This window comes from Rhodococcus zopfii NBRC 100606 = JCM 9919, assembly GCF_001895025.1.
Taxonomy (GTDB): domain Bacteria; phylum Actinomycetota; class Actinomycetes; order Mycobacteriales; family Mycobacteriaceae; genus Rhodococcus; species Rhodococcus zopfii.
Genome location: NZ_BCXI01000020.1, coordinates 54,434 through 80,521, shown reverse-complemented (window position 1 = coordinate 80,521; position 26,088 = coordinate 54,434). Strand labels below are relative to the sequence as shown.

Here is a 26,088-nt window from a genome sequence, read left to right as displayed (position 1 = left end):
CCTCGAAGAATATGTGATGCGCGCGGTCACAGGGCCGTCGAGGGCGCCGTCAGTCCGCGGTCAGCAGTCGCGACTCCGGTGTCACCGGTGCGGGCAACCGGGACCGCCCGGTCAGGTAGGTGTCGACACCTCGCGCCGCCGCGCGGCCCTCGGCGATCGCCCACACCACGAGGGAGGCGCCGCGGTGCGCGTCGCCGCACACGAACACCCCGGGTTCACCGGTCTGCCAGTCGGCGCCGCAGTCGACGGTGCCGCGGGCGGTGGTCGCGGGGCCGTTGTCGAGCAGCGGACCGGGGCGCACCCCGTCGAATCCGATCGCGAGCAGCGCGAGATCGCACGGGATCTCGAATTCCGGACCCACCCGGGCACGTCGCGCGTCGACCTCGGCGAGCAGCAGCGCCCGCAGCCGGCCGGTGTGGTCGCCGACGAACCGCTGCACGCCGACCTCGAAACGTCGCTCACCGCCCTCGGCGTGCGCCGGCGTGGTGCGCAGCACCCAGGGGGTGAGCGGCCACGGGCTGCGGGTGTCGTCGCGGGTGTCGGGCGGCCGGCCGCGGTAGTCGAGCTGGGTGATCGAGGCGGCGCGGTGACGGTGCGCGGTGCCGAGGCAGTCGGCGCCGGTGTCTCCCCCACCGATGATCACGACCCGGCGTCCTGCCGCGTGGATCGGAGTGGTGCCGTCGCCTTCACAGTCGTGGTTGGCGGCGACGAGGTAGTCCATGGCCTGGTGCACGCCGCTCAGGTCGCGGCCGGGCAGGTCCATGTCGCGGGTGGCGCCCGAGCCGACCGCAAGGATCACCGCGTCGAAGTCGGCGCGCAGGCGGGCCAGGCTGGGGTCGAGGCCGACGTCGCAGCCGGTGCGGAACTCGGTGCCTTCGGCGCGAAGCTGCCCGAGACGGCGGTCGATGAGTGTCTTGTTCATCTTGTAGGCCGGGATGCCGTAGCGCAGCAGCCCGCCGAGCCGGTCGTCGCGCTCGTACACGGTGACGGCGTGTCCGGCGCGGGTGAGTTGCTGCGCGGCGGCCAGTCCGGCCGGCCCGGATCCGACGACCGCGACGGAACACCCGGTGCGGCGGCGCGGCGGCTGCGGGGTGACGGTGCCGTCGGCGTAGGCACGGTCGGCGATAGCCTGTTCGATCTTCTCGATGGTGACCGCCGCGGCGGGATCGGAGAGCGCAAGCACGCATGCGGATTCGCACGGCGCGGGGCAGATGCGTCCGGTGAACTCGGGAAAGTTGTTCGTCGCGTGCAGGCGCCGGGATGCCTCGGCCCACAGGTCGCGGCGCACCAGGTCGTTCCATTCGGGGATGAGGTTGCCGAGCGGGCAGCCGGCGCTGCCGGAGTGGCAGAACGGGATGCCGCAGTCCATGCATCGGGTGGCCTGGTCGCGGACGAGGCGGTCGTGTTCGGCGGGTGCGATCGGCGCGGCGATCTCCGCCCAGTCGTGGATCCGTTCCCCGACCGGCCGGTGCGGCGGTTCGATCCGGCCGTACCGCAGGAATCCTCGCGGGTCAGCCACCGCCCGCTCCTGTGGTCGCGGGTTCGCTCCGGCGCTCGGCGGCCCGCACCCGCGCGTAGTCGACCGGCAACACCGTCGTGAATCGTGCTGCCGCACAGGGCCAGTGGACAAGCAGTGCGGCGGCGATCGGCGATCCCGTGCGGTCCCGGTGGCGGGCCAGCAGCTTCCGGAGCGGTTCGAGGTCGCCGGGTTCGACCGCGGTGAGATGCACCGAGTCCCGATTGACGCGGGCCGGGTCGAGATCGAGGACGTGGGCGAGACCACCGGACATGCCGGCGGCGAGGTTGCGGCCGGTGGCGCCGAGGATCACGACGCGTCCACCGGTCATGTATTCGCACGCGTGGTCGCCGGTGCCCTCGCACACCGCCTCGGCGCCGGAGTTGCGCACCGCGAAGCGTTCGCCGACGCGCCCGCGCAGGAACAGTTCCCCGCTGGTCGCGCCGTACAACACGGTGTTACCGGCGATGATCTGGGTGTGCGCCGCGAAGTGGGCGCTCGGGTCGGGCCGCACGACGACACACCCGCCGGACAAGCCTTTGGCGACGTAGTCGTTGGCGTCGCCGGTGACCGTGACCGTGATGCCGGGTGGGAGGAATGCACCGAGGGACTGGCCGGCGCTGCCGCGCAGCTCGACGCGGACGGTGTCGTCGGGCAGGCCCGCCCGACCGCGGCGGACGGTGACCTCGGCGCCGAGCCGGGTGCCGACGGTGCGGTCGACGTTGCGCACGCGCGCCTCGATCCGCACCGGGTGGGCGCCGGTGAGGGCATCGGCGGCCGCGGCGATCAGCCGGTCGTCGAGGGTGTCGCCGGCGAGCGACACGGCGGGGCGGGTGCGGCGGCGTTGCGGCGGGGCGCCGCTCGCGTCGACCGGAGGCACGAACAGCGGCGTGAGGTCCAGTCCGGCGGCGCGCCACCGGGTCAGGGCCGCGGCGGGCTCGAGCAGATCGACGCGGCCGACGGCGTCGTCGAGGCTGCGCAGGCCGAGTTCGGCAAGGCGGCGGCGCACGTCCTCGGCGAGGAAACGGAAGTACTGTTCGACGAATTCGGCTCGCCCGGTGAACTTCTCACGCAGTTCCGGATTCTGGGTGGCGATACCGACCGGGCAGGTGTCGAGGTGACAGACCCGCATGAGGATGCAACCGAGTACGACGAGCGGCGCGGTCGCGAAGCCGTATTCCTCGGCGCCGAGCAGCGCGGCGACGAGCACGTCGCGGCCGGTGCGCAGCCCGCCGTCGCATTGGACGGTGATGCGGTCGCGCAGACCACCGAGCACGAGGGTCTGCTGGGTTTCGGCGAGCCCGATCTCCCACGGGGTGCCGGAGTGCGCGAGCGCGGTGAGCAGCGCCGCGCCGGTGCCCCCGTCGTGCCCCGAGATGAGCACCACGTCGGCGTGCCCCTTCGCGACCCCGGCCGCGACGATGCCGACACCGACGCCGCTGACGAGTTTGACGTGGATGCGGGCCCACGGGTTGGCGCAGCGCAGATCGTGAATGAGCTGGGCGAGATCCTCGATCGAGTAGATGTCATGGTGCGGTGGGGGCGAGATCAACCCGACCCCGGCGGTGCTGTGCCGGGTGCGGGCGATCCACGGATACACCTTTCCGCCGGGAAGCTGGCCGCCCTCACCGGGTTTCGCGCCCTGCGCCATCTTGATCTGCAGGTCGGTGGCGTCGGCCAGGTACGCGGCGGTGACCCCGAACCGTCCGCTGGCAATCTGTTTGACGGCGCTGCGGCGCAGCGGATCCCCGAGCCGGTCCGGGTCCTCCCCACCCTCCCCGGAGTTCGAGCGCCCACCGAGCCGGTTCATCGCGACCGCGAGGGCCGTGTGCGCCTCGGCGGAAATGGACCCGTAGCTCATGGCGCCGGTGGCGAAGCGGGTGAGTATCCGCTCGGCCGGCTCGACCTGTTCGAGCGGGATCGGCGGGTGCAGGCCGGTGCGGAAGCCGAGCAGACCGCGCAGGGTTCCGCCGGCCGCGGCGAGCCGGTCGACCTCGTCGCTGTAGCGGGCGAAGATGTCGGCACGGCCGGTGCGGGTGGCGTGCTGCAGGAGGAACACCGTCTCCGGGGTGAACAGGTGCGGCTGCCCGTCACGGCGATAGCGGTAGATGCCGCCGCTGTCGAGTTCCTCTGCGCCGGAGACGGATTCGCGGTAGGCGGCGGCATGTCGCGCGCGGGCGTCGTCGGCGAGGTCGCTCAGCGACGCCCCGCCGATCCGCGAGGCGGTGCCGGGCAGGTATGCGTCCACGACGTCGCCACCCAGCCCGACCGCCTCGAAGGTCTGCGCCGCGACGTAGGAGCCGAGCACGGAGATGCCCATCTTCGCCATCACCTCGAGCACCCCCGTGACCAGGGCGTGCCGATAGTTGCGGGCGGCGTCGTCCGGGTCGACGTCGGCACCGGCGAGCGCTCGGACGGTGTCGAACGCCAGGTAGGGGCACACCGCGGAGGCCCCGAAACCGAGCAGTGCGGCGACGTGGTGCACCTCGCGGGCGTCGCCGGTTTCGACGAGCAGGCCGACGCGGGTGCGGCGACCGGTGCGGATCAGGTGGTGGTGCACCGCGGCGACCGCGAGGAGCGACGGGATCGGAACCGAGTCCGGTGCGGCGCCGCGGTCGGTGACGACGAGCAGTCCGTGCCCGGTGTCGGCGGCGTCGTCGGCGGCCCGGCACAGCGCGGACAGGGCCGCGGCGAGGGCCTCCCCCGACGGTCCGCCGACGGCGAAATGTGCGGGCAGCACCCGTGCCGCGAGCGCCGGATGCGGTCCGTCCGCGGTGAGGGCGCGGATCGCGTCGAGTTCGTCGGGGGCGAGCACCGGGCCGGGCAGCAACAGTTGCCGGCACGAATCCGGCGAGCTGTCGAGCAGGTTGCCCTCGGGTCCGACGGCGGCCCCGGTGGTGGTGACGATGCGTTCCCGGATCGAATCCAACGGCGGATTCGTGACCTGCGCGAACAGCTCGGTGACGTAGTCGTAGAGCAGGCGCGGCCGCGGGGACAACACTGCGGGCGGGGTGTCGTTGCCCATCGATCCGAGGGGCTCACCGCCCGTGCGCGCCATCGGCGCGAGCAGCACGTCGAAGTCCTCGCGGGTGTAGCCGAACAGCCGATGGGCCCGTTCGGTCGAAACGCCCGCGGTCGCGGTGCACGGTGCCGACGGGGGGTCCGCGCGCGGCAGGTCGGCGAGGGCGATCCGGCCGGCGCGCAACCAGTGCCGGTAGGGGTGGGAGCGGGCGAGCCCGCCGAGCAGCTCGTCGGACGGCACGATGCGCCCGAACCGGGTGTCGACGAGGAACATCCGGCCCGGTTCGAGCCGGCCCTTCTCGACGATCTGGTCGGGTGGCAGGTCGAGCACCCCGGATTCACTGGCGAAGACGACCCGGTCGTCGAGGGTGCGCCACCATCGGCCCGGTCTCAGCCCGTTGCGGTCCAGGACCGCCCCGAAGACACGACCGTCGGTGAACGGCAGGCACGCCGGACCGTCCCACGCCTCGAGCAGCGCCGCGTGGAACCCGTGGAATCCGCGGCGCTGCGGGTCGAGTTCCGAATCGTTCTCCCACGCGGGCGGGATCATCATGGTCACCGCGTGCGGCAGCGTCCGGCCCGACAGATGCAGCAACTCGAGCACCTCGTCGAGCGATGCCGAATCGGATCCGCCGGGGCTGCAGATCGGGAACAGCCGGGTCAGGTCGCCCGGGATCCGCGCGGTCCGCAGCGCCGATTCGCGGGCCCGCATCCGATTGCGGTTGCCGCGGATGGTGTTGATCTCCCCGTTGTGCGCGCTGTAGCGGAACGGCTGCGCGAGCGTCCAGGACGGGAACGTGTTGGTGGAGTAACGGCTGTGTACCAGCGCGATCGGGCTCACGCAGCGCGGGTCGCGCAGGTCCGGGTAGAAATGCGCGAGCTGCCCGGCGGTGAGCATGCCCTTGTAGACGATCGTGCGGGCCGACAACGACGGGAAGTACACCTCCGACGGGTCGTCGGAGGCGGGTCGCTCGGCGCGCCGGCGCAGCGGGTAGACGAGCCGGTCGAGATCGAGCCCGCCGGGCCGGACGCCCGCGACGGCCGGCGCCGCGACGAACAACTGGTCGATGTGCGGGCGGCACCCGTCCGCGGTGGCGCCGATCCCGGCGCGTTCGGGTTCGACGGGCATCGTTCGCCAGCCGAGTACCTCGAGGCGCTCGGCAGCGGCGAGATCCTCGATCCGCCGGCGGGCGCGGGCACGGTCGTCGGCGTCGCGCGGCAGGAAGCAGAGCCCGGTGGCGTAGCGACCGGGCGGTGGCAGCGGAAAGTCGGTCACCGCGTCGAACAGCGCCGCGGGGACGGCGAGGGTGATGCCGGCACCGTCGCCGGTGGCCGGTTCGCGGCCGCACGCCCCGCGGTGGCTCAGGTTCTGCAGGGCGCGGATCGCATCGGCCACGAGGTCGTGCCCGGCACGTCCGTGGATGTCGATGATCGCGGCGACACCGCACGAGTCCGATTCCAACGCCGGGTCGTACAGGCCGCGGGGGGCGGGACTCACGGAGTACAGCACTGTGGCCACCTCCACCTGAGCGAACGGTGTGGGGGCGACGCGTCGCGCGTCGGAGCGGCGGCCCTGGCGGGTCGCCACCACGGGCGGTGCAGCGGCGAGGATGGGCCGATCGGCTCCGCCCGGGAAGCCCGGGGATCGTGCCCGGTCGCGTCAGTTTACGCGCGGAAGGCCCGGCTGCGCGAGCATGCGCAGCCGGGCCTTCCAGGAAGAACACCTCGGTGGTTCGGGCGCCTCGATCAGGGTTTCAGGAGCCGGCCTTGTTCGTCACGAACCTTGCCGGTGAGCATCATGATCCCGTCGATCAGCGGCCAGATTCCGCCCAGACCACAGGTCAGCCACGTCGCCGCGATCTGCCCGATCGCGAGGCCCGGCTGGTTGAGGTAGAACCGGCCGGCGCCGAACGCACCGAGGAGGATCTGCAGCAGACCCGCCGTCAACCTCGACTTGTCCGAGTACGGTTCGCCCGTGAGCGGATCGCGCCCGTACGGCGCCGACGGGTCCACGAAGCCGTATCCCGGCATTCCACTCGGAGCCTGCCCGTAGCCGGGGGCGGCACCGTAACCGGGGGCAGCACCGTACGGCTGCTGCGGAGGGGTCGGCGGTCCGCCGAATCCTGCGGGTGCGCCGTAGCCGGACTGATCGCCCATCGGGTACTGCGGGTTCGGCGTGCCGTACACGGGGCCGGCGGGCTCGGTCGGGTTTGCGGGTTGCTGCGGCACCGACGAGTAATCCGACGGCGGCGGGTAGCTGGGCGTGGTGCCCCAGCCCGGACCGTTGCCGACACCCGAATAGGTATCCCAGCCGGGACCGGCGGTGCCCGAGGACGCGGCGGTCGATTCGGAGGTCGGCGGCGGCTCCGACAGCGACGCCTGCGCGGTCGCGTCGTAGTCGAACTCGAGCCCGAAGTTCGAGTTCGGCTGCGATTCCGCAGGGCCGGACGTCTCCTTGCCGAAATCGATCGGGCGCCCCGAATTCGGGTCCGAAGCAGCCGGATCCGGTGTAGTCACGAATGATCCCCCTCGTCGTCGGTGTGTGTGTTGGACCTTACAGGCGGCTGGCCGCCGGGTTCGGTTCAGGGCCGCGCCTAGTGGTCGCGGTTCTTCGCCTTGCCGACCTCGTCGACCGGCTGGGCAGCCGCCTTCTCGTCGGCTGCCGTCGGCTTCGCGGCGTCCTCCGGCTTCGCGGCGTCCTCCGGCTTCGCGCCGTCCTCGGCGGCCGCGGGCCGGGCACGAGCGGGCCGCAACTCCTCGGGTGCCTCCCGGCCCTTGCGCGCGAACACGAAGTACGCGACCCCGAGGGCGAACACGATGGCCGAGGTGAACGAGTTGATGCGGATACCCGCGATCTGGGTGGCCGCGTCGGTGCGCATGAGTTCGATCCAGAACCGGCCCAGGCTGTACCCGGCGACGTAGAGGGCGAACAGCCGACCGTGCCCGATCCGGAAGCGTCGGTCGACGACGACGAGCAGCACGACGATCAGCACGTTCCAGAGCAGTTCGTACAGGAACGTCGGGTGCACGATCGAGGCCACCTGCCCGGTGGACACCCCGTCGATCAGGCCGGGCGACACCTGGCCGGCGTCATTGCGGCGTTCGTAGATCTCGAGGCCCCACGGCAGCGTCGTCTCGCGACCGTACAGTTCCTGGTTGAACCAGTTACCGAGCCGGCCGATGGCCTGGGCGAGCAGGATCGCCGGGGCCAGGGCATCGCCGAACGCGGGCAGCGGGATTCCGCGGCGCCGGCAACCGATCCAGGCGCCGACCGCGCCGAACGCCACGGCACCCCAGATCCCGAGGCCGCCCTCCCAGATCTTCAGGGCGTCGATCGGATCGGCACCGTCACCGAAGTACTTCTGCCAGTCCGTGGCGACGTGGTAGAGCCGGCCACCGATCAGACCGAACGGCACCGCCCACACCGCGATATCGAGGACGGTGCCCTTCTCGCCGCCGCGCGCCACCCAGCGCCGGTCGCCCCACACGATCGCGACGACGATGCCGACGATGATGCACAGGGCATAGGCGCGCAGGGCTATCGGCCCGAGATACCAGACGCCCTGTGGGGGCGAGGGAAGATACGCGAGGAACGTGGTCGTGTCGGTCACGGTGCCACGGTAGCCGAGCGCACACCCCTCGCGAGATCGCGTGTCAGCTCGAGCAGTGCGTCACGGCCCTGCCCGGCGGCGCTGACGAGCGCCGAACCCACGATGACGCCGTCCGCGTATCCGGCGATCTCCGCCGCCTGCGCGCTGTTGCGGACCCCGAGACCGACACCGATCGGGATGTCGGAGTGGGCGCGCACCCGCGCGACGAGCTCCGGTGCCCGGTTGTCGACGTTGTCGCGAGCGCCCGTGACGCCCATCGTCGACGTCGCGTACACGAAGCCGCGGCACTGGTCCAGGGTCATCGCGAGCCGCTCGTTGGTGGACGACGGCGCGACGAGGAAGATCCGGCCGAGCCCGTACTTGTCGGAGGCGGCGATCCACTCGCCGGCCTCGTCGGGGATCAGGTCGGGGGTGATGATGCCGAGCCCGCCCGCGGCGGCGAGGTCGCGTGCGAAGTTCTCGACGCCGTACTTCATAACGAGATTCCAGTACGTCATGACGACGGCGGCGCCGCCGGCGGCGGTGACGGCCTTCACCGCCGGGAACACGTCCCGCACGCGCACGCCGCCGGCGAGCGCCGCGGTGGCGGCGTTCTGGATGGTGGTGCCGTCCATGACGGGATCGCTGTAGGGGATGCCGACCTCGACGAGGTCGCAGCCGCCCTCGACGAGCGCGGTGACGGCCTCGATGGATTTCTCGACCGTCGGGTAGCCGACGGGCAGGTAGCCGACGAGCGCGGCGCGGTTCTCGGCGCGGCAGGTCGCGAAGATCTCGGTGAGGCGTTCGTGCGGGGCGCTCACTGCGCGGCTCCTTCGGTGTCGGTGCTGTCGGCGGGCAGGTAGCCGAACCACTTGGCTGCGGTGTCGACGTCCTTGTCGCCGCGGCCCGAGATGTTCACGAGGACGATCGCTCCCTCACCGAGTTCGGAGGCAAGCTTCAGCGCCCCCGCGACCGCGTGGGCCGATTCGATCGCGGGGATGATGCCCTCGGTGCGGCACAGCAGCTTGAACGCGTCCATCGCCTCGGTGTCGGTGGCCGACCGGTATTCGGCGCGACCGGTGTCGGCGAGCCACGAATGTTCCGGTCCCACACCGGGATAGTCGAGACCCGCGGAGATCGAGTGCGACTCGATGGTCTGGCCGTCCTCGTCTTGCAGCAGGTACGAGTACGCGCCGTGCAGGGCACCGTGCGTGCCGCCGCCGATGGTCGCCGCGTGCCGCCCGGTTTCGACGCCGTCGCCGCCGGCTTCGATGCCGACGAGCTTGACCGACGGGTCGTCGATGAACGGGTGGAAGATGCCGATCGCGTTGGAACCACCGCCGACGCAGGCGACGACGGCGTCGGGAAGGCGACCGGTGAGGGCCTGCACCTGGGCGCGTGCCTCGAGACCGATGATGCGCTGGAAGTCGCGGACCATCGTGGGGAACGGGTGCGGGCCGGCGGCGGTACCGAAGCAGTAATAGGTGCTGTCGGCGTTGGTGACCCAGTCGCGCATCGCCTCGTTGATGGCGTCCTTGAGGGTGCGGGAACCGGTCGTGGCGGCGACAACCTCGGCGCCGAGCAGACGCATCCGCGCCACGTTCAGGGCCTGCCGCTCGGTGTCGACCTCACCCATGTAGACGATGCATTCGAGGCCGAACAGCGCGCACGCGGTTGCGGTGGCGACGCCGTGCTGGCCCGCGCCGGTCTCGGCGATGACGCGGGTCTTGCCCATGCGCTTGGCGAGCAGAACCTGCCCCAGCACGTTGTTGATCTTGTGGGAGCCGGTGTGGTTGAGGTCTTCGCGCTTGAGAAGCAGGCGCGCGCCGCCGGCGTATTCGGTGAGCCGGGCCGCTTCGTAGACCGGCGAGGGCCGGCCCGTGTAGTCGCGCTGGAGACGATCGAGTTCGGCGAGGAAGCCGGGGTCGGTGCGTTCCTTCTCGTACGCGGTGGTCACCTCTTCGATGACGGCCATGAGCGCCTCGGGAAGATAGCGGCCACCGAAGACTCCGAAGTGTCCCCCCACGTCGGGTTCGTGCGCGGTGGGCACGGCCACGGCATCGCTCATGTGGGGAAGGCCGCGGCCCTTGGCCGAAAGGACGGGATCGTCTGCAGTCACGTGTCCAGTCTGCCCCACCACCGCGTCCGGCGCGCCGTCGGGTCGGCGTCCCGGATGGCCCGTGCGGGCAGCCGAACACGTCCGCGCCCTGCGGCATCCGCCGACGACGCGGACGTCCGCGCGGAGCCGGCCGAGCGCCCCCATCCGATCGGCGCGGGGCCGGGGCCGCCGGTCAGCGTGCGGGCTTGGGGCAGGACGGATGCGTGCCCACGGTGACCAGCTCGGCGACGGCCTGACGAGGGTCGCCGCTCGTCACGAGACCCTCGCCGACGAGCACCGCGTCGGCACCCGCCCCGGCGTACGCGAGCAGGTCCGCCGGGCCGCGCACACCGGATTCGGCGATCTTGACGACGTCGCTGGGCAGGCCCGGCGCGATCCGCGCGAACGTGCCCTTGTCGACCTCGAGGGTTTTGAGGTTGCGGGCGTTGATACCGATGACGGTCGCACCGGCCTCGAGGGCGCGGGTCGCCTCCTCCTCGGTGTGCGCCTCGACGAGCGCGGTCATGCCGAGCGACTCGACGCGGTCGATCAGCGAGGTGAGCACAGGCTGGTCGAGCGCCGCGACGATCAACAGCACGAGGTCGGCACCGTGGGCGCGAGCCTCGTGGATCTGGTACGGACCGACGATGAAGTCTTTGCGCAGCACCGGGATCCGCACGGCGCGACGGACCGCGTCGAGATCGGCAAGGCTGCCGTGGAAGCGGCGCTCCTCGGTGAGCACGCTGATCGCGCGGGCTCCCCCGGCCTCGTACGCCTTGGCGAGCTCGGCCGGATCCGCGATGTCGGCGAGCGCGCCCTTCGACGGGCTGGCGCGCTTGACCTCGGCGATGACGGCGATCCCGGGCTCACGCAGAGCGGCCTTGGCATCGATCGGCGGGGGCGCGGCGGCAGCAGCGGCCTTGACGGCGTCGAAGTCGACAACCGCCTCCCGGGCGGCGACGTCGGCGCGCACCCCTTCCAGAATCGAGTCGAGAACTGTCATGGCTCGAGTCCTTTCCGCACCCTTGTCAATCCCCTTGTGACGAAGCTCATCGGGAGTTTCCTGAAGCCTAGTGGTCCGCTCCACAGGGGTCAGCGGCGGGTACCCGAATCGTCGTCACCCTCCGTGTCGCCGGGCGGGTTGCCCGATGCGTCCGGGGCAGGATCGGCATCGAGCGTCGGGTCCTCCCCCGCGTCGAGGGCATCCCACAGTGCCCGTTCGGTGACACGTTCGTCGCCCTCACCGCGCCGCGCGGCCGCGTCCCGGCGTGCGGCGGGACTGTCGTATTTCGACGACAGCCCGGCCTGACTGCGCGGGGTCCGCCACAACACCACCGCCGCGGCCAGCGCCGCGACCGCACCCGCCAGGGTGAGCACCGCCGGTCCGTACGCGATGTCGGTGGCGGTGACGGTCGCGCGCGCCGGCAGGTCCGCGATGCGGGCCGCGTCCTCGGGATCGGCTCCGCCACTGAGCAATCCGACCGCCGGTACCGCGGCGACGATCCCGACGGCCGCGACCGCGGCCGCGACGATCCGCAGCGCCCAGCCGCGCACCGCGAACGCGGCGGCGACAGCGGCGACGAGCACGAGCGCGAGCGGCGTCAGCGAGGCGGCCCACGTCCCGCCGTCGAGGGTGAGGGTGCGGTCTTCCCCCAGCCCGTCGGAGGAGTAGGCGGTCACCCATGTCATCCGGCTCGACGCCCACAACGCGAGCGCGGCGATGCCGAGCAGCAGAGCGGCCACGACGGCCGGGCCACGGCGCGCCGCGGCGGGTTCGGATGCGACGGGGTCGGTCACTTCCACTCACCGCCGTAGGGGATCAGAGTGCCGGCGGCGGCGACGGCGGACAGCGCGGACATGGCCTTGTTACGGGCCTCGGTGTCCTCGTAGACCGGGTCGGAGTCGGCGACGACACCGGCACCGGCCTGGACGTACGCGACACCGTCCTTGACGAGCGCGGAGCGGATGGCGATGGCGGTGTCTGCGTCGCCGGCGAAGTCCAGGTAGCCGACGATGCCACCGTAGATGCCGCGACGGGTGGGTTCGAGTTCCTCGATGAGTTCCATCGCACGGACCTTCGGCGCCCCGGACAGGGTGCCGGCCGGGAAGCACGCGGTGACGGCGTCGAGGGCGTGCTTGCCGTCGGCGAGGCGCCCGGTGACGGTCGAGACCAGGTGCATCACGTGGCTGTACCGCTCGATGTGCCGGTAGTCGTGCACCTTCACGGTGCCCGGCTCGCACACGCGCCCGAGGTCGTTGCGGCCGAGGTCGACAAGCATGAGGTGCTCGGCGTTCTCCTTCTCGTCGTGGATGAGGTCCTTCTCGAGCAGGACGTCCTCCTCTTCGCTGGTGCCGCGCCACCGGGTTCCGGCGATCGGGTGGGTGGTCGCGATGCCGTCGGAGACGGTGACCAGCGCTTCGGGACTCGACCCGACGATGGAGAAGGCAGTCTGCCCGTCCGGGCCGGGAATGTGCAGCAGAAACATGTACGGGCTCGGATTCGACGCGCGGAGCATCCGATACACGTCGATCGGTGCTGCGGGACAGTCGATTTCGAAACGCTGCGAGAGCACCACCTGGAACGCTTCGCCGGCCTCGATGTCACCGATGAGCTTGCGGACGTCGGCGCCGAAGCCCTCGGTGGTTCGCTGCCGCCGGTAATCGGGGGCGGGCTTCGCGAACGTCGAGACGGTGGATCGGGCGGGGGCAGCGAGCGCGGCGGTCATCCGGTCGAGCCGCGCGACCGCGTCGTCGTAGGCCTCGTCGACGCGTTCGTCGGAGCCGTCCCAGTTGACCGCGTTGGCGATGAGCCAGATCGTGCCCTCGTGGTGATCGACGGCCGCGAGATCGGTCGCGAGGAGCATGACGAGTTCGGGGATCTGCAGGTCGTCGTCGGCGATCGAGGGCAGCTTCTCGAGACGTCGGACGATGTCGTAGCCGAGGTAGCCGACCATGCCGCTGGTCAGCGGCGGCAGGCCGTGCAGGCGCTCGGTGTGCAGGAGCCGCAGGGTTTCGTGCAGGACATCGAGGGGGTTGCCGCCCTGGGGGGCGCCGGCGGGGACGTTGCCGTACCAGGCGGCTTCGCCGTCGACGACGGTGAGCGCGGCGGGGCTGCCGGCGCCGATGAACGACCAGCGCGACCACGAGCGGCCGTTCTCGGCGGATTCGAGCAGGAACGTTCCGGGCCGGTCGGCGGCGAGCTTGCGGTACGCCGACAGCGGCGTCTCGGCGTCGGCAAGCACCTTGCGGGTGACGGGGACGACGCGGTGCTCGGCCGCGAGTAGCCGGAACTCCTCGCGGGTGGTGGTATCGGATCGACCGTGCGCGGACGGGTCGCTGGCTGCGGGAATGGTGGTCGGCTCGCCGGACATGCGCCCATCATCCCAGGGACTGCCGTGACGGCTGCGGGCGCGGTAGCGTCGCCGGGCATGAGACCCGGTGACACCGCCCCCGACTTTTCCCTGCGCGATCAGGACGGCGGACTGCGGTCGCTCGACGAGTTGCTCGCGAGCGGCCCGCTGGTGCTGTTCTTCTATCCGGCGGCGTTCACGCCGGTGTGCACCGCGGAGGCGTGCCACTTCCGGGATCTGGCAGCGGAGTTCGCCTCGGTCGGCGCGACGCGTGTCGGGATCAGCGCGGATCCGGTGGACCGGCTCGCATCGTGGGCGACGCGGCAGGCGTTCGGCTTTCCGTTGCTGTCGGACCCGGACGGCGTCGCCGCCGAGGCGTACGGGGTGCGGCGCGGGCTGCTCGGGAGGCTCTCCCCCGTCAAGCGCACGACGTTCGTGATCGACACCGATCGCCGCATCCTCGACGTGATCGCGAGCGAACTGCGCGCGTCGGTGCACGCGGACCGCGCGCTCGACGCGCTGCGCGCCCGCTGACGGTGGGTCAGTCGACCTGGATCGAGCGTTTCGCCAGACCCATCCAAAATCCGTCGATGACCTGCTTTGCGGTCTGCTCGGGGTCGTTGGAGGCGCCGAGCGTGACGAACAGCGGCGCGAAGTGCTCGACGGTCGGGTGGGCGTACGGCATGCCGGGTGCGCGGGTGCGGAAGTCGAGCAGCGCCTCGATGTCGCCGGCGGCGAACCGTTCCCCGGCCCAGGCGTCGAACTCGGCGGACCAGCCGGGTGCGGCCGCCTCGGGTCGCGGGTCGCGCAGGAACGGCAGGCCGTGGGTGGTGAAGCCGGAACCGATGATGAGCACGCCCTGCTCGCGCAGCGGCCGCAGCCGCTCGCCGAGGTGCAGCAGCCGCCGGGGATCGAGGGTGGGCAGCGAGATCTGCAGCACCGGGATGTCCGCGTCGGGGTACATCACGGTCAGCGGCACATAGGCGCCGTGGTCGAGGCCGCGGTGCGGCTGCTGTACGACCGGCTCGTTGTCGGGCATCAGCGCGGCGACCTGGCGGGCGAGACCGGGTGCGCCGGGCGAGGTGTAGGTGACCTCGTAGAAGCGTTGCGGGAAACCACCGAAGTCGTAGACGAGCGGGGTGCCGGTGGTGGTGGCGCCGATGGCGAGCGGCGCCGATTCCCAATGCGCGGACACCACGAGGATCGCGGTGGGTCGCGGCAGATCCGCCGCCCAGCGCTGCAGCTGTGACACCCACAGTTCGCTGTCGACGAGGGGCGGGGCGCCGTGGCTCAGGAACAGGGCGGGCATAAGGCTCATGACACTCCTTTAAGTTGAAGCTTCAACTATCATAGGCGTGCAACGGGCGGTTCGCCAAGTTCATTCCCGTCGGCATCGGTTCGAGCGTGCCGATAGGCGGGCACGTCGAAGCCCGTGCCCCACGCGGACGTGCTCACGCACAGAAGAGACCGACGCCCGGCACCCGACCCCGGCAGGCGGCGTCACTCCGCGACATCGTGGTGGCGCCCGAGGTGCGAGAAGCCCGCGATCGCGGCGTCCCACAAGCACCGCCGATGCTCGGCCGACTCACCCGCGACGGCATCGCCTGGGCGATCACAGGTGCAGCCCGTCGATGTCATCGTGTGAGCCACGGGGTTTCGGCCCACACTCGCGTGAACCCGTCCTGCTGCACCGGGCTCCCGCCGGCCGCCGACGTGTGACCGTGCCGACAGTGGGCGGAGATGATTGACCGGCCCGTTTGGCGATGCATACAATTCAAATATGACTGAATCAAGAAAATTTGAAATGACCCCGACCGGCGAGGCCCTCGGCGAGTCCGCCGCGCTGCTCGGCGCGGTCGCCGACCCCGTCCGGCTGGGCTTGATTCATCAGCTGGCCCAACGGGAATGCGCGTGCGTATGCGACCTGCAGACCTCACCGCCGATCCCGGACAATCTGCTCAGCTATCACCTGAAGGTGCTGCGGGACGCCGAGCTGGTCACCAGCAAACGACGCGGGCGGTGGGTGGACTACTACCTGCTTCCCGACGCCCTGGACAGGCTGCGCGACACACTCCCTTCGGTCGACCGCTCACCGGCGGAGAAAACCCCGGTACCCGAGCGCTAGACGACACCGAAGGGACACGCGTCATGCCCAATCTTCAAGGCAGGCAACTTCGCCCGCCCCCCGCGCTGGCTCGCAACGGCGTGTTGTGGCTGAAGCTGCTGAGCGCCGCCGCAGCCTGGGTGGTCCTGTATATGGGCAACAAGCCATTCTGGGACTGGCTCTACGGCGATGCGATCGGGCTGGACCTGAACGCACGGCTGGGTTCCTCCCTGCACTTCTTCAGCTACGACACCGTCAAGATCCTGCTGCTCCTGACCGGGCTGATGTTTGCCATCGGCATGCTCCGGGCCAGCATGGACCTCCACAAGGCGCGCACCTTCCTCGAGGGCCGCGGGCTGGTCGTCGGCCTCGTCCTGGCGGTCGTGCTCGGCGTGATCACCCCGTTCTGCAGCTGCTCGTCCATCCCACTGTTCATCGGTTTCGTGGCCGCCGGAATCCCGCTGTCCATCACGCTCACCTTCCTCATCGCCTCCCCGCTGGTCAGCGAGACGGCCGCCATCCTCATCGGCGATCACTTCGGGTGGGGCGTGGCCGGGGCCTATCTGATTGCCGGGTCGCTCATCGCAATCGTCATCGGTGCGATCCTCAGCCGCTTCGACCTCGACAAGTGGGTCGAGCCGTACGTCTTCGACACCAAAATCGCCCAGCTGCGCGCCGAAGGCCACGCTCCCACCCTCCAGGAGCGTGTCGACGCTGCGGTGGTGGAAGTGAGGGACATCTTCACCAAGGTGTGGAAATGGGTCATCGTCGGCGTGGCCATCGGTGCTGCCATCCACGGATGGGTGCCGGCCGACTTCTTCGCCCGCTACGCCGGGGCAGACAACCCGTTCGGCGTGCCGCTGGCCACCCTGTTCGGCGTGCCGTTGTACGTCAACGGCGGCGGAGTAGTCCCCATCGGCGAGGCACTGTGGGCCAAGGGCACTCCCCTGGGCACGGTCATGGCCCTGATGATGGCATCGATCGCGCTTTCGATCCCGGAGGGCATCTTGCTCCGCCGGGTCCTCAAACCCCAGCTGCTGGCCTTGTTCTTCGGTTCGGTCACCGTCGGCATCATCATCGTCGGTTACCTCTTCAACTTCATCTACGCCTGATCCCAGGCCCCTGCCACAGAGAAAAGGACTTCCATCATGCACATCAAGATCCTCGGCCCCGGCTGTGCCAACTGCACCAAACTCGAGAAGCAGACCCGGAAGGCCATCGACTCTCTCGGCATCGACGCCGACATCGAGAAGGTCACCGACTACTCCCAGATCGCCGCCTACGGCATCATGAGCACCCCGGGCCTGGTCGTCGACGAGGAGGTCGTGCTCGCCGGCCGGGTCCCCAAAGCGGAGGAAATCGCCCGACTGATCTCCGGAAAGTAAGTCCCGGGCACTTCCGCATGCCGGCACACCACGCCCGGCCCCGGATGGCGGGTTCCAGCGGTCCTCGCATCGCCCTGGGTTCAGGAGTTGCGGGGATCCCTGGAAACCTCCAAGTGATCGATCCGCTACATCGTCGCTTCACCTTCCGGGACCCGGCCGCCGATACGACCGCGGTGAGACCGCCCTGGGCGCATTCACGAATGAGGTTGCGTCTCGAATTCTGCACTCGCCCCGAATATGGTGTTGCGTGGCGGGGGCGCCGACAGTGGGGCCGTGGGCGGGACGGGTGCGTTGGCGGTCACCACCGGCATGGAGCTCATGGCCTATCGGGCTCAGCCGACGAAGGTGAGCATCGCCCACCCGACCCCCACCGCGGACGCGGCAACCACGACGGTCAGCGGAATCCCGAACCGCACGAACGTCCGCGTCGAGTACCCGCCCGGACGCAGCACCATGAGATTCGTCTGATGGCTGTACGGGTTGAGGAACGTGAACGAGATGCACGTGCCGATCAGTGTGAGCAGCAGCACCGGGTCCAGTTCCGCGGACGCGGCGATCTGCAGGGCGATCGGCGTCAGAATGGCCGCGGCGGCGGCGTTGGTCACCACGTTCGTCAACAGCGTGGTGCCGACGACGAACACCAGCACGATCAGCGCGACATTGCCGCGGGCCAGGGCCAGGACCGCGTCGGCGAGGTAGTCACCGAGGCCGCTGCGCACCACGATCGTGCCCAGCCCCACCGATCCGGCGATGATCGCGAGGATGTTCCAGTTCAGCGCACGCACAGCCGATCTCGGCGTCAGCACCCCGGTCAGCACCATCAGGACGGCACCGGCGACCGCGACGAGCTCGACCGCGAGCACGCCCGACGACGCCGCGGCGATCGTGCCGGCGAGGATGCTCGCGGCGATCCACGTCTTCGCGGTCTGCGGGGCCTTACCGGACAGTTCCCGCCACAACGCCACCAGCGAGTTGTCCCCGAGCGCGTCGGCCGAATCCGCGGTGACCAGACACAGCGCGCCGGGTTGAGCCGGAGCGTCGCGCAGGAGCCGGTCGGTCTGCGCGGCGACGACGACGATGTCCTCGTGCTCCTCGAGGTCCCGCACCGATCGGCCCTCGTTGGTCGCGATGGCCACCCGGAACAGCCGTTGCGGGACAAGCCCGAAGACCGGGTTCGCCCACAACATCCGGACACCGGCCTCCGTCGCGCGGTACACGAGCACATCACCCGGCTCGAGCACGCTGTCGACATCCTCGGGATCGCCCCAGCGGCGGATCTCCACGAGTTCGAACTCCGCCGTGGATCGGACGTCGAGCCGGGATGCGGTGCGGCCCACCGCGAGTCCACGATCCGAGATCGGGATCTCCGCCTGCCACGACAGGACCCGTTCGCTCTCGTCGATCCGGCCTCCGAGCAGCAGCGGTGCGGTGACGGTCAGCACCAGCCAGCCGACGACGGCCACCGGCACCGCGATCGGCGCGAACGAGAACATCGTCACCCGCACCCCGGCCGGTTCCGCGAGACCGGCGATCAGCAGGTTCGAGCTGGTCCCGATCAGCGTCGCCGAACCCGCCAGGGTCGTCGCGTGCGCGACCGGCAGCAGAATTCCGCGCGCCGGTATCCGGGATCGCTGCTCGAGTTCCTTCGTGGCGGGGATCAGCATCGCCACGATCGGCGTGGTGTTGATCAGCGCCGACACGACGCCGACCGACGGAATCAACCGGCGCAGCACCTGCCCCGAGGTGCGGACCCCCGACAGCAGCAGGTGCGTGACACGGGAGACCGCCCCGGTCCGCAGGACGCCCTTCGCGATGACGAGCATCGCCGCGATCGTGATGACGCCGCTGTTGCTCAATCCGGCGAACAGTTCGGCCGGAGTCGCGATCCCGGCCAGACCCGCGACCACCAGCGCCGTCGCCAGCGCCAGAACCGCCGGGGCTTTCCCGGTCGTCATCACGACGAGGGTCGTCACCACAATCAACGCCGCGATCAGAGCCATGCGGGAGATAGTCTCAACTCGTGTCGCAGCCCGTTCGACCGCCGCGGCATGTCCGCACGACAGCTGACCACCGGCCGAAGGCGAGGACGGCATGACATTCCTGAACACCGGCACCCACATCGTGGTCGGAATCGACGGATCCGACACGTCGCTCGGTGCCGCGAAGTGGGCCGCCGCGGTCGCCGGGAAACTCGGCCGCACGCTGCAACTGGTGTATTCGACGCAGCATCCCACGCGCCTGCCCGGCATCGGCGACCCGACGCTCACCCAACAGCTCACCGACAGCCTGTCGGAGGCCGGCACGCGCGTGCTCTCCGACGCGGTCGCCGCAATCCGCCAGGAATCACCGGATGTCCGTCTGACAACGCTTCTCGACGAGGAGGCGGCACCCGCGGCCACCCTGCTCGACGCCGCGCAGGACGCATCACTGATCGTGGTCGGCGCGACCGGTCGCGGGTCGGTCGAGCGGTGGCTGGTCGGTTCCACCGCCTCCCGAGTGGTCGGCCGCGCGCACCGCCCGGTCGTGGTGTGGCGCGGCGACCCGGCCGATCCGCCGCTCGACACCCGCCCGATCGTCGTCGGTGTCGACGGCAGCCCGGCATCCGCGGTCGCGACCGAGTCCGCATTCGGCTTCGCCGCGTTGACGGATGCACCCGTCACCGCGGTCCGCACCTGGACCGACGAGTTCCCGGTCGATGCCGTCACCCCCGATTCGACGCCGATAGCGGGTCCGGCAGCGATGCTCGTCGACTGGGATGCCGTGGCCCGGGAGGAAGCGACGAAACTGAGCGAGATCCTCGCGCCGTACCGGCAACGCTTTCCCGACGTGCCGGTCGAGGAGGTGTCCTCGCGCGGATCCGCGGCGCGCGAGCTGCTGCGAGTGCTCGACGACGCCCAGCTCGCGGTCGTCGGCAGCCGCGGCCGGGGCCGCATCGCCGGCGCCCTGCTCGGTTCGACGAGTCAGAACCTGCTGCACCGCGCGACGCGGCCCGTGATGATCTGCCGTGGAGACGAGACCGACCCGAGTTGATCGGCGTGTGGCCCGTCGCCGGCGATGGACGGCCCTTTGGCAGGCTGGACGGAAGATTCGACGGAAGCGAGGACACATCCATGGGCAGCGACAGTCCCCGGTGGCTCGACGCGAACCAGCAGGCCGCCTGGCGCACGCTGGTGTCGGTGATCACCCGGTTGCCCGCCGCTCTCGACACCCAGACGCAGCGCGACTCGGATCTGACGCACTTCGAGTACTTCACCCTCGCGCTGCTGTCGGAGGCACCGGACCGGCGTGCACAGTTGTCCGTCCTCGCGGAATCGGCGAATGCGTCACTGTCGCGCCTGTCCCATGTGATCACCCGCCTCGGCAAACGCGGCTGGGTGTACCGCGAGCCGATCCCCGATAGCCGCGGCTCCTTCGCGGTGCTCACCGACGCCGGTTACGCGAAGGTCGCCGAGGCGGCTCCCGCCCACGTCGAGACCGTGCAACGGCTGGTGTTCGACGGGCTGGACGACGAGCAGGTACGCGCGCTCGCCGAGATCGGTGCTGTGCTGGTTGCGCAGCTCGACAAGGGTCTCGCCGCGGGCATCGGCCGAGCCTGACCGGGACGGCAGCCCTTACTGGGGAGCATGCCCGCCGGGACAGGGCGCACGGAGGTGCGGTCGGTGCCGGACAGCCGAAGATCCTCGGTTCACCGGTCGCCTGCGGTCACCGGCCGAGCCGCTCGGCCAGATAGGTGACGAGATCGTCCAATGTGGCGAGGCGGGCATAGTCCGATTCGGGGATGTCCACCCCGAGCGCCGAGCGTAGGGCGATGAGCACGTTCAACCAGTCCATGGAGTCGAGATCGACCTGCCGCCGCAGCGGTACATCCCCGGCGAGCTCGAGGTCCTCGACCTCTGGGGCGATTTCGGTGATCGCCGCGATCACGGCAGCTCTGATGTCGTCATGGCCGGTACCTGTGCCGGTCTCGTCGGTGGTCATGTCGCGCCTCACAGTTGGTCGGGATGCTGGAGCAGGTCGGCGATCCGGGCGAGGAACAGGGCACCGAGCCGGCCGTCACCGACTCGATGATCCGCCGAGAGTGTGGCTGTGACGACGGGCACGGGTCGCACGGTGTCCCCGTCGACCCAGGCCCGCCGGGTCGGCTTGCCGAAACCCACGAGTGACACCTGGGGCGGGTAGATCACCCCGTATACGGCCTCGACGCTCTCCTCCCCGAGGTTGGTGACCGTCAGGGTGGGGTCGGACATCTCCGAACTGCGCAGAGACCCCGCACGTGCCCGCTTGACCAGATCGGTGAGAGCGGTCATCAGCTCGGGCAGCGCGAGGTCGGCGACGTTGTGGATCGCGGGCGCGATCAGACCGCCCTGCCGTAGGGACACGGCTACACCCACGTGCACGGCCGGGGCAGGGCGGAACTCGCCGTCGGTCCAGAACCCGTTCATCTCGGGAAAACGGCCCGCCGCCAGGGCCACCGACTTGAGCAACAGCGCGGCGAGCAGAATCCGCTCGGTGACGGGGCGCTCGGCGTTGTAGGCCGTGAGCCAGTCGAGGGCCCGCTCGAGCGGGATCTGTTCCGACAGGTAGTAGTGCGGGATCTCGCGCTTGGAGCGGCCCATGGCCGAGGCGATGGCTCGGCGCATCTCGGCGGACTTGTCGATCGGCGCCTTCGGCGGGGCAGCCTTCACCGGGGCGGGGGCCGCCTCGGTGCGGGCCGCAGCCGCCCGGTCGACGTCTTCGATCGTCACCGACTCCCAGGGGCCGGTGCCGATCACCGTGTCCAGGTCCACGCCGAGCGTCTGCGCCTGACGCCGCGCGGCCGGCGAGACCCGCCTGCGGGCGGGCGGCGCAGGAGCGGGGGATTCTGCGGGCGGGGCCGCTGCGGCGACCGCAGGCGCGCCGGTGGCGGTGGCCGCCGCGGCCACCGCCACCGGAGCCGCGGAGACAGGCGGAGCATTCTCCCCCGGCTCGAGCAGGGTCGCCATCACCGTTCCGACGGGCAGTGTGACGCCCGGTTCCGCGACCAGGCGGTGGACCACGCCGTCCCGCCAGATCTCGACCTCCACCTCGGCCTTGGCGGTGTCGACCGAGGCGATCACCTGGCCGCGCTCGACGGTGTCCCCCGGTGCGACACGCCATTCGGTCAGCGTGCCTTCGTCCATGTCGGCGCCGAGGGACGGCAGGGTGAATTCGAACACGTGACCTCCTGGGTCAGCTGGCGCCCGTCAGGGTCTGCACCGCGGCGACGATCTTCTCCGGCTGGGGGATGGCGGCCTGCTCGAGGTGCCGGGCGTAGGGCACCGGCACCTCCTCGCTGCACACCCGCACGACGGGCGTGTCGAGGTCGTAGAACGCCTCCTCGACGATCCGGGTGGTCACCTCGGCGGACAGGCCGACGCTGCGCCAGCCCTCGTCGACGATCACCGCGCGGTGGGTGCGGCGGACCGAATCGACGACGGTGGCGGTGTCGAGCGGCCGTAGCACCCGCAGGTCCACGACCTCGGCCTCGATGCCGGAGGCGGAGAGGGTTTCCGCCGCGGTGAGCGCCTTGCCGACGGTGCCGCCGTAGGCGACGAGGGTCACGTCCGTGCCCGGGCGCAGCACCCGGGCGGTGTGGATGTCGACCGGCGCGCCGGGGTCGATGTCGGCGGTGGTGTTGTACAGCAGGGCGTGCTCGAAGATCACCACCGGGTCCGGATCGGCCAGGGCGGGAGCGAGCATCCCACGCGCGTCGGCCACCGTCGCCGGGGCGAGAACCCGGATGCCGGGGATGTGCGCGTACCACGCCTCGAGGCTGTGCGAGTGCTGCGCGGCGAGCTGGCGGCCGGCGCCGGTGGCCATCCGGATCACGATCGGCACGGAGAACTGGCCGCCGGACATGTGGCGCAGCGCGGCGGCGGTGTTCACGATCTGGTCGAGCGCAAGCAGGCTGAAGTTGACGGTCATGATCTCGACGACCGGACGCATGCCGCCGAGCGCCGCGCCGATGCCCGCCCCGACGAAGCCGAGTTCGGACAGCGGGGTGTCGCGGACACGGTCGGGACCGAACTCTTCGAGCAGACCCTTGGTCACGGCGTAGGTGCCGCCGTAGCGGCCGATGTCCTCGCCCATCAGAAACACCCGCGGATCGGTGCTGAGGGCGTCGTGCAGCGCGGCGCGCATCGCCTCGCGGTAGCTGAGTTTCACTGCGCCTCCCCCGCCGGTGTGGTCACGTCTCGGAGCAGGTCGGATTCGGGCTCCCAGGTGCCGGCTTCGGCGTAGGCGACGGCGGCGTCCACCTCGGCCATGGCCTGTGCGTCGAGTTCGAGGAACCGGTCCTCGGTGAGCAACTCCAGCGCCTTCAGGCGCGCCGAGAAGGTATGGATCGGACCGCGCTCCTTCCATTGCTCGACCTCGGCCTTGTCCCGGTAGAGCTCGGGATCGAACATCGAGTGTGCCCGGAATCGGTAGGTCTGGAACTCGAGGAACATCGGGCCGCCGGTGCTGCGGACGTGCGCGACGCCGGCGCGGGCGGTTTCGTGGACGGCGAGCACGTCCATACCGTCCGTGCGCAGGGTGGACACGCCGAACGCCGCGGCCTTGGCGCACAGGTCGGTCTGGGACTCGGAACGGGCGAGAGCGGTGCCCATGGCATAGAGGTTGTTCTCGCAGCAGAACAGCACCGGCAACCGCCACAGCGCCGCGAGATTCAGCGACTCGTGGAAGGCGCCCTCGGCCATCGCCCCCTCCCCGAAGAAGCACGCGGTGACCCGCGGGATCTGCTGCATCTTGTCCGCGAGCGCGAGGCCGACCGCCAGTGGCAGGCCACCACCGACAATCGCGTTTCCGCCGTAGAAGCGGGTCGCGGCGTCGAACAGGTGCATCGATCCACCACGCCCTCGCGAGCAGCCCTCCTGTTTGCCGAACATCTCGGCCATGATCGCGTTCATGGACAACCCGTGGACGAGGGCATGCCCGTGCTCGCGATAGGTGCCGACGACCGTGTCCGCTGGGTCGAGCGCGTGCAGCGCGCCGACCGCCACCGCCTCTTCGCCCACGTACAGGTGCAGGAATCCGCGGATCTTGCCGGCCCCGTACAGTTCGGCGGCTTTCTCCTCCATCCGGCGGATCCGCAGCATGTCCGTGAGAAGGGTGAGCGCGAAGTCGCGGTCGTAGGGGAATCCCGCGGCGGGTCCGGTCTGGTCGATCTCGCGGGTCATCGGGTCACCTCCGGGCTCTCGAGCGTCGACGTGTCGCCCTCGGCGAGGCCGAGTTCGCGGGCCTTGAGCAACCGGCGCAGGGTCTTGCCGCTGCGGGTGTGCGGTAGCGAGTCGACGAATTCGAGTTCCTTCGGGGCCACGGCCGCGCCGAGCCGGACGCGTGCGTGCCCGATCAGTTTGCGGCGCAACGCATCGTCGGGTTCGGTCCCGCGTTCGAGCACGACGAAGGCCTTGACCTTCTCGCCGAGGATCTCGTCGGGCACACCGATCACGGCCGCTTCGAGCACGGCGGGGTGTTCGGCGAGGGCGCTTTCGACCTCGAACGGGCCGATCAGGTGTCCGGCGGACTTGATGACGTCGTCGGCGCGGCCGACGAACCAGAAGTAGCCGTCGGCGTCACGCTTGGCGAGGTCGCCGGTGAGGTAGAGGTCGCCGGCGAAGCACTTGCGATAGCGTTCGTCCTGATTCAGGTACCCGCGGAACATCGACGGCCAGCCCGCCCGCAGCGCCAGCTCGCCTTCGCTGTCGGCGTCGGTGACCTCGTGCACGCCGCCGTCCTCGTCGCGGCGGACTATGTGCGCCTCGACCCCCGGCAGCGGCCGCCCCATCGATCCGGGCTTGATGTCGAAAGCCGGCGTGTTCGCGATCATGATGCCGCCGGTCTCGGTTTGCCACCAGTTGTCGTGAATGGGCAGTCCCAGGACGTCGGTGCCCCACCACACAGCGTCCGGTGCCAGCGGCTCACCGACACTCGCGATGAACCGCAGATTCGGAAATCGGTGTCGCTGAGCGACTTCCGGTCCGGCGCGCATGAGCATCCGAATGGCGGTCGGCGCGGTGTACCACACGCTGACCTGCTGGTCCTGCAGAATGCGATACCAGCGGTCGGCCTCGAACTCGGCTTCGTCGACAACCGACGTGACCCCGTGCAGCAACGGCGCGATGATGCCGTACGACGTGCCGGTGACCCACCCGGGATCGGCTGTGCACCAGAAGATGTCGTCGGGATGCAGGTCGAGTGCGTACGTCCCGGTGGCGTAGTGGGTGACGACGGCGCCGTGCACGTGCAGCGCCCCTTTGGGGGTACCGGTGGTGCCGCTCGTGAAGTGCAGCAGGGCGGGGTCGTCGGCGGTCGTCGGTGTCGGCGCCGCCGGCTCGGCGGCGTCGAGCAGGGACCGCAGATCGAGCGTGCCGGGGACGTCGGTTCGTTCCTCACCGTCGCCGACGAGCAGCACGTGCCCGAGGGTGGGCACCCGGTCGCGCACCGCGGCGACGCGCCGATGATAGAGAGCCTCGGTGGTGACGAGCACCTGCGCCGAGCCGAGTCCGAGCCGGGTGGCGAGGGGTTCGGGTCCGAACGCCGAGAACAGCGGGGTCACGACGGTGCCGTTGCGCAGTGCGCCGAGAACGGCGATGTACAGCTCCGGGATGCGGTCGGCGAACACGAACAGCCGGTCGCCCTTGCCGATGCCCAGGTCGCGGAGCACCCGGGTGAAACGACCCGCCCGGTCGGCGAGCTCGGCGTAGGAGAGCTCGGTGACCGGGATGGGACCGGCCGGATCTCCGGAGCCGAGAAACCGCAGCGCGGGCCGGTCCTTCAGTGGGCCGTCGGCGTGCCGGTCGACGGCCGACCAGGCGATGTTGCATCCCCCACCCGGGGGTGAGGGCAGCTGTGCCGCCATCTCGCTCCAGGAGAACCCGCGACACGTGGCGTCGTAGTCCGACAGGTTCGGCGGCACGCGCAAGTCGGCGGCCGACTTGTGAATTGTTTCTGCTCTGCCAATGGTCACGGTCGCTCCCTCGGTGCGAAACGTGTCGAGCCGATCAT

22 protein-coding genes are annotated in these 26,088 nt (G+C 70.5%); 6 read left to right on the top strand and 16 right to left on the bottom strand.

What is annotated here, in order from left to right; all coding sequences use genetic code 11:
* Nucleotides 1–49: 49 nt before the first annotated feature.
* The 9 genes from RZ1_RS15220 to RZ1_RS15180 all read right to left on the bottom strand — a co-directional run bounded on the left by RZ1_RS15220 (nt 50) and on the right by RZ1_RS15180 (nt 13,596).
* Nucleotides 50–1,519, bottom strand: a complete 1,470-nt coding sequence (locus tag RZ1_RS15220; RefSeq protein ID WP_072813114.1) for a glutamate synthase subunit beta — start codon at nt 1,517–1,519, stop codon at nt 50–52.
* Nucleotides 1,512–6,047 (bottom strand): glutamate synthase large subunit, encoded by a 4,536-nt coding sequence (gene gltB, locus RZ1_RS15215; protein ID WP_072813210.1) that lies wholly within the window; start codon nt 6,045–6,047, stop codon nt 1,512–1,514. Before gltB ends, RZ1_RS15220 begins: the two co-directional genes overlap by 8 nt.
* A 236-nt stretch (nt 6,048–6,283) precedes the next feature.
* Nucleotides 6,284–7,054, bottom strand: coding sequence for an NINE protein (locus RZ1_RS15210; RefSeq protein ID WP_083583715.1), 771 nt, complete (start codon nt 7,052–7,054; stop codon nt 6,284–6,286).
* 77 nt (nt 7,055–7,131) lie between these two features.
* Entirely contained in the window at nt 7,132–8,148 is a 1,017-nt protein-coding gene (lgt, locus tag RZ1_RS15205) for a prolipoprotein diacylglyceryl transferase (protein ID WP_072813113.1), read from the bottom strand.
* Entirely contained in the window at nt 8,145–8,948 is an 804-nt protein-coding gene (gene trpA / locus RZ1_RS15200; RefSeq protein WP_072813111.1) for a tryptophan synthase subunit alpha, read from the bottom strand. Before trpA ends, lgt begins: the two co-directional genes overlap by 4 nt.
* Nucleotides 8,945–10,195, bottom strand: a complete 1,251-nt coding sequence (gene trpB / locus RZ1_RS15195) for a tryptophan synthase subunit beta (RefSeq protein WP_072813109.1) — start codon at nt 10,193–10,195, stop codon at nt 8,945–8,947. The genes trpA and trpB overlap by 4 nt, the downstream gene beginning before the upstream one ends.
* Nucleotides 10,196–10,418: 223 nt before the next feature.
* Nucleotides 10,419–11,228, bottom strand: a complete 810-nt coding sequence (trpC, locus tag RZ1_RS15190; protein ID WP_072813108.1) for an indole-3-glycerol phosphate synthase TrpC — start codon at nt 11,226–11,228, stop codon at nt 10,419–10,421.
* An 89-nt stretch (nt 11,229–11,317) separates the two neighbouring features.
* Complete coding sequence (locus RZ1_RS15185; RefSeq protein WP_139281855.1) at nt 11,318–12,028, bottom strand: TIGR02234 family membrane protein; 711 nt, start codon at nt 12,026–12,028, stop codon at nt 11,318–11,320.
* Nucleotides 12,019–13,596 carry an anthranilate synthase component I gene (locus RZ1_RS15180; protein WP_072813104.1) on the bottom strand — a complete coding sequence of 526 codons (1,578 nt, stop codon included), beginning with the start codon at nt 13,594–13,596 and terminating at the stop codon, nt 12,019–12,021. The genes RZ1_RS15185 and RZ1_RS15180 overlap by 10 nt, the downstream gene beginning before the upstream one ends.
* Nucleotides 13,597–13,653: 57 nt before the next feature.
* On the opposite strand from RZ1_RS15180, the gene RZ1_RS15175 reads away from it, so the two are divergent.
* Nucleotides 13,654–14,109: a peroxiredoxin gene (locus RZ1_RS15175; RefSeq protein WP_072813102.1), complete on the top strand. Its 456-nt coding sequence runs from the start codon at nt 13,654–13,656 to the stop codon at nt 14,107–14,109.
* Nucleotides 14,110–14,116: 7 nt separating this feature from the next.
* On the opposite strand, the gene RZ1_RS15170 is transcribed toward RZ1_RS15175, so the two are convergent.
* The gene (locus RZ1_RS15170) at nt 14,117–14,884 is read right to left on the bottom strand and encodes a dioxygenase family protein (RefSeq protein WP_072813100.1); all 768 of its coding nucleotides are present in this window, start codon (nt 14,882–14,884) and stop codon (nt 14,117–14,119) included.
* 471 nt (nt 14,885–15,355) lie between these two features.
* On the opposite strand from RZ1_RS15170, the gene RZ1_RS15165 reads away from it, so the two are divergent.
* The 3 genes from RZ1_RS15165 to RZ1_RS15155 are packed head-to-tail and all read left to right on the top strand — an operon-like array spanning nt 15,356 to nt 17,064.
* Nucleotides 15,356–15,700 carry an ArsR/SmtB family transcription factor gene (locus RZ1_RS15165; RefSeq protein ID WP_072813098.1) on the top strand — a complete coding sequence of 115 codons (345 nt, stop codon included), beginning with the start codon at nt 15,356–15,358 and terminating at the stop codon, nt 15,698–15,700.
* Between the two features lie 23 nt (nt 15,701–15,723).
* On the top strand, nt 15,724–16,791 hold the full coding sequence (locus RZ1_RS15160) for a permease (RefSeq protein WP_083583714.1): 1,068 nt from the start codon (nt 15,724–15,726) through the stop codon (nt 16,789–16,791).
* 36 nt (nt 16,792–16,827) lie between these two features.
* The gene (locus RZ1_RS15155; protein ID WP_072813097.1) at nt 16,828–17,064 is read left to right on the top strand and encodes a thioredoxin family protein; all 237 of its coding nucleotides are present in this window, start codon (nt 16,828–16,830) and stop codon (nt 17,062–17,064) included.
* A 332-nt stretch (nt 17,065–17,396) separates the two neighbouring features.
* On the opposite strand, the gene RZ1_RS15150 is transcribed toward RZ1_RS15155, so the two are convergent.
* Nucleotides 17,397–19,064 carry an SLC13 family permease gene (locus RZ1_RS15150; protein ID WP_072813096.1) on the bottom strand — a complete coding sequence of 556 codons (1,668 nt, stop codon included), beginning with the start codon at nt 19,062–19,064 and terminating at the stop codon, nt 17,397–17,399.
* Nucleotides 19,065–19,155: 91 nt separating this feature from the next.
* On the opposite strand from RZ1_RS15150, the gene RZ1_RS15145 reads away from it, so the two are divergent.
* Nucleotides 19,156–20,094, top strand: a complete 939-nt coding sequence (locus tag RZ1_RS15145) for a universal stress protein (RefSeq protein ID WP_072813095.1) — start codon at nt 19,156–19,158, stop codon at nt 20,092–20,094.
* Between the two features lie 80 nt (nt 20,095–20,174).
* A complete protein-coding gene (locus RZ1_RS15140; RefSeq protein WP_072813094.1) occupies nt 20,175–20,660 on the top strand; it encodes a MarR family winged helix-turn-helix transcriptional regulator in 486 nt (161 codons plus the stop codon).
* A 106-nt stretch (nt 20,661–20,766) separates the two neighbouring features.
* Here RZ1_RS15140 and RZ1_RS15135 read toward each other — a convergent pair whose 3' ends face one another.
* From RZ1_RS15135 to acsA, 5 genes are read right to left on the bottom strand one after another with little or no spacing between them, the layout of a single operon-like run.
* The gene (locus RZ1_RS15135) at nt 20,767–21,042 is read right to left on the bottom strand and encodes an acyl carrier protein (RefSeq protein WP_072813093.1); all 276 of its coding nucleotides are present in this window, start codon (nt 21,040–21,042) and stop codon (nt 20,767–20,769) included.
* A gap of 8 nt (nt 21,043–21,050) precedes the next feature.
* Nucleotides 21,051–22,259, bottom strand: coding sequence for a dihydrolipoamide acetyltransferase family protein (locus tag RZ1_RS15130; RefSeq protein ID WP_072813092.1), 1,209 nt, complete (start codon nt 22,257–22,259; stop codon nt 21,051–21,053).
* A 13-nt stretch (nt 22,260–22,272) separates the two neighbouring features.
* On the bottom strand, nt 22,273–23,247 hold the full coding sequence (locus RZ1_RS15125) for an alpha-ketoacid dehydrogenase subunit beta (protein WP_072813088.1): 975 nt from the start codon (nt 23,245–23,247) through the stop codon (nt 22,273–22,275).
* Nucleotides 23,244–24,260 (bottom strand): pyruvate dehydrogenase (acetyl-transferring) E1 component subunit alpha, encoded by a 1,017-nt coding sequence (pdhA, locus tag RZ1_RS15120; RefSeq protein ID WP_072813087.1) that lies wholly within the window; start codon nt 24,258–24,260, stop codon nt 23,244–23,246. Before pdhA ends, RZ1_RS15125 begins: the two co-directional genes overlap by 4 nt.
* Nucleotides 24,257–26,050, bottom strand: coding sequence for an acetate--CoA ligase (gene acsA, locus RZ1_RS15115; protein ID WP_238072274.1), 1,794 nt, complete (start codon nt 26,048–26,050; stop codon nt 24,257–24,259). The genes pdhA and acsA overlap by 4 nt, the downstream gene beginning before the upstream one ends.
* Nucleotides 26,051–26,088 lie beyond the last annotated feature (38 nt).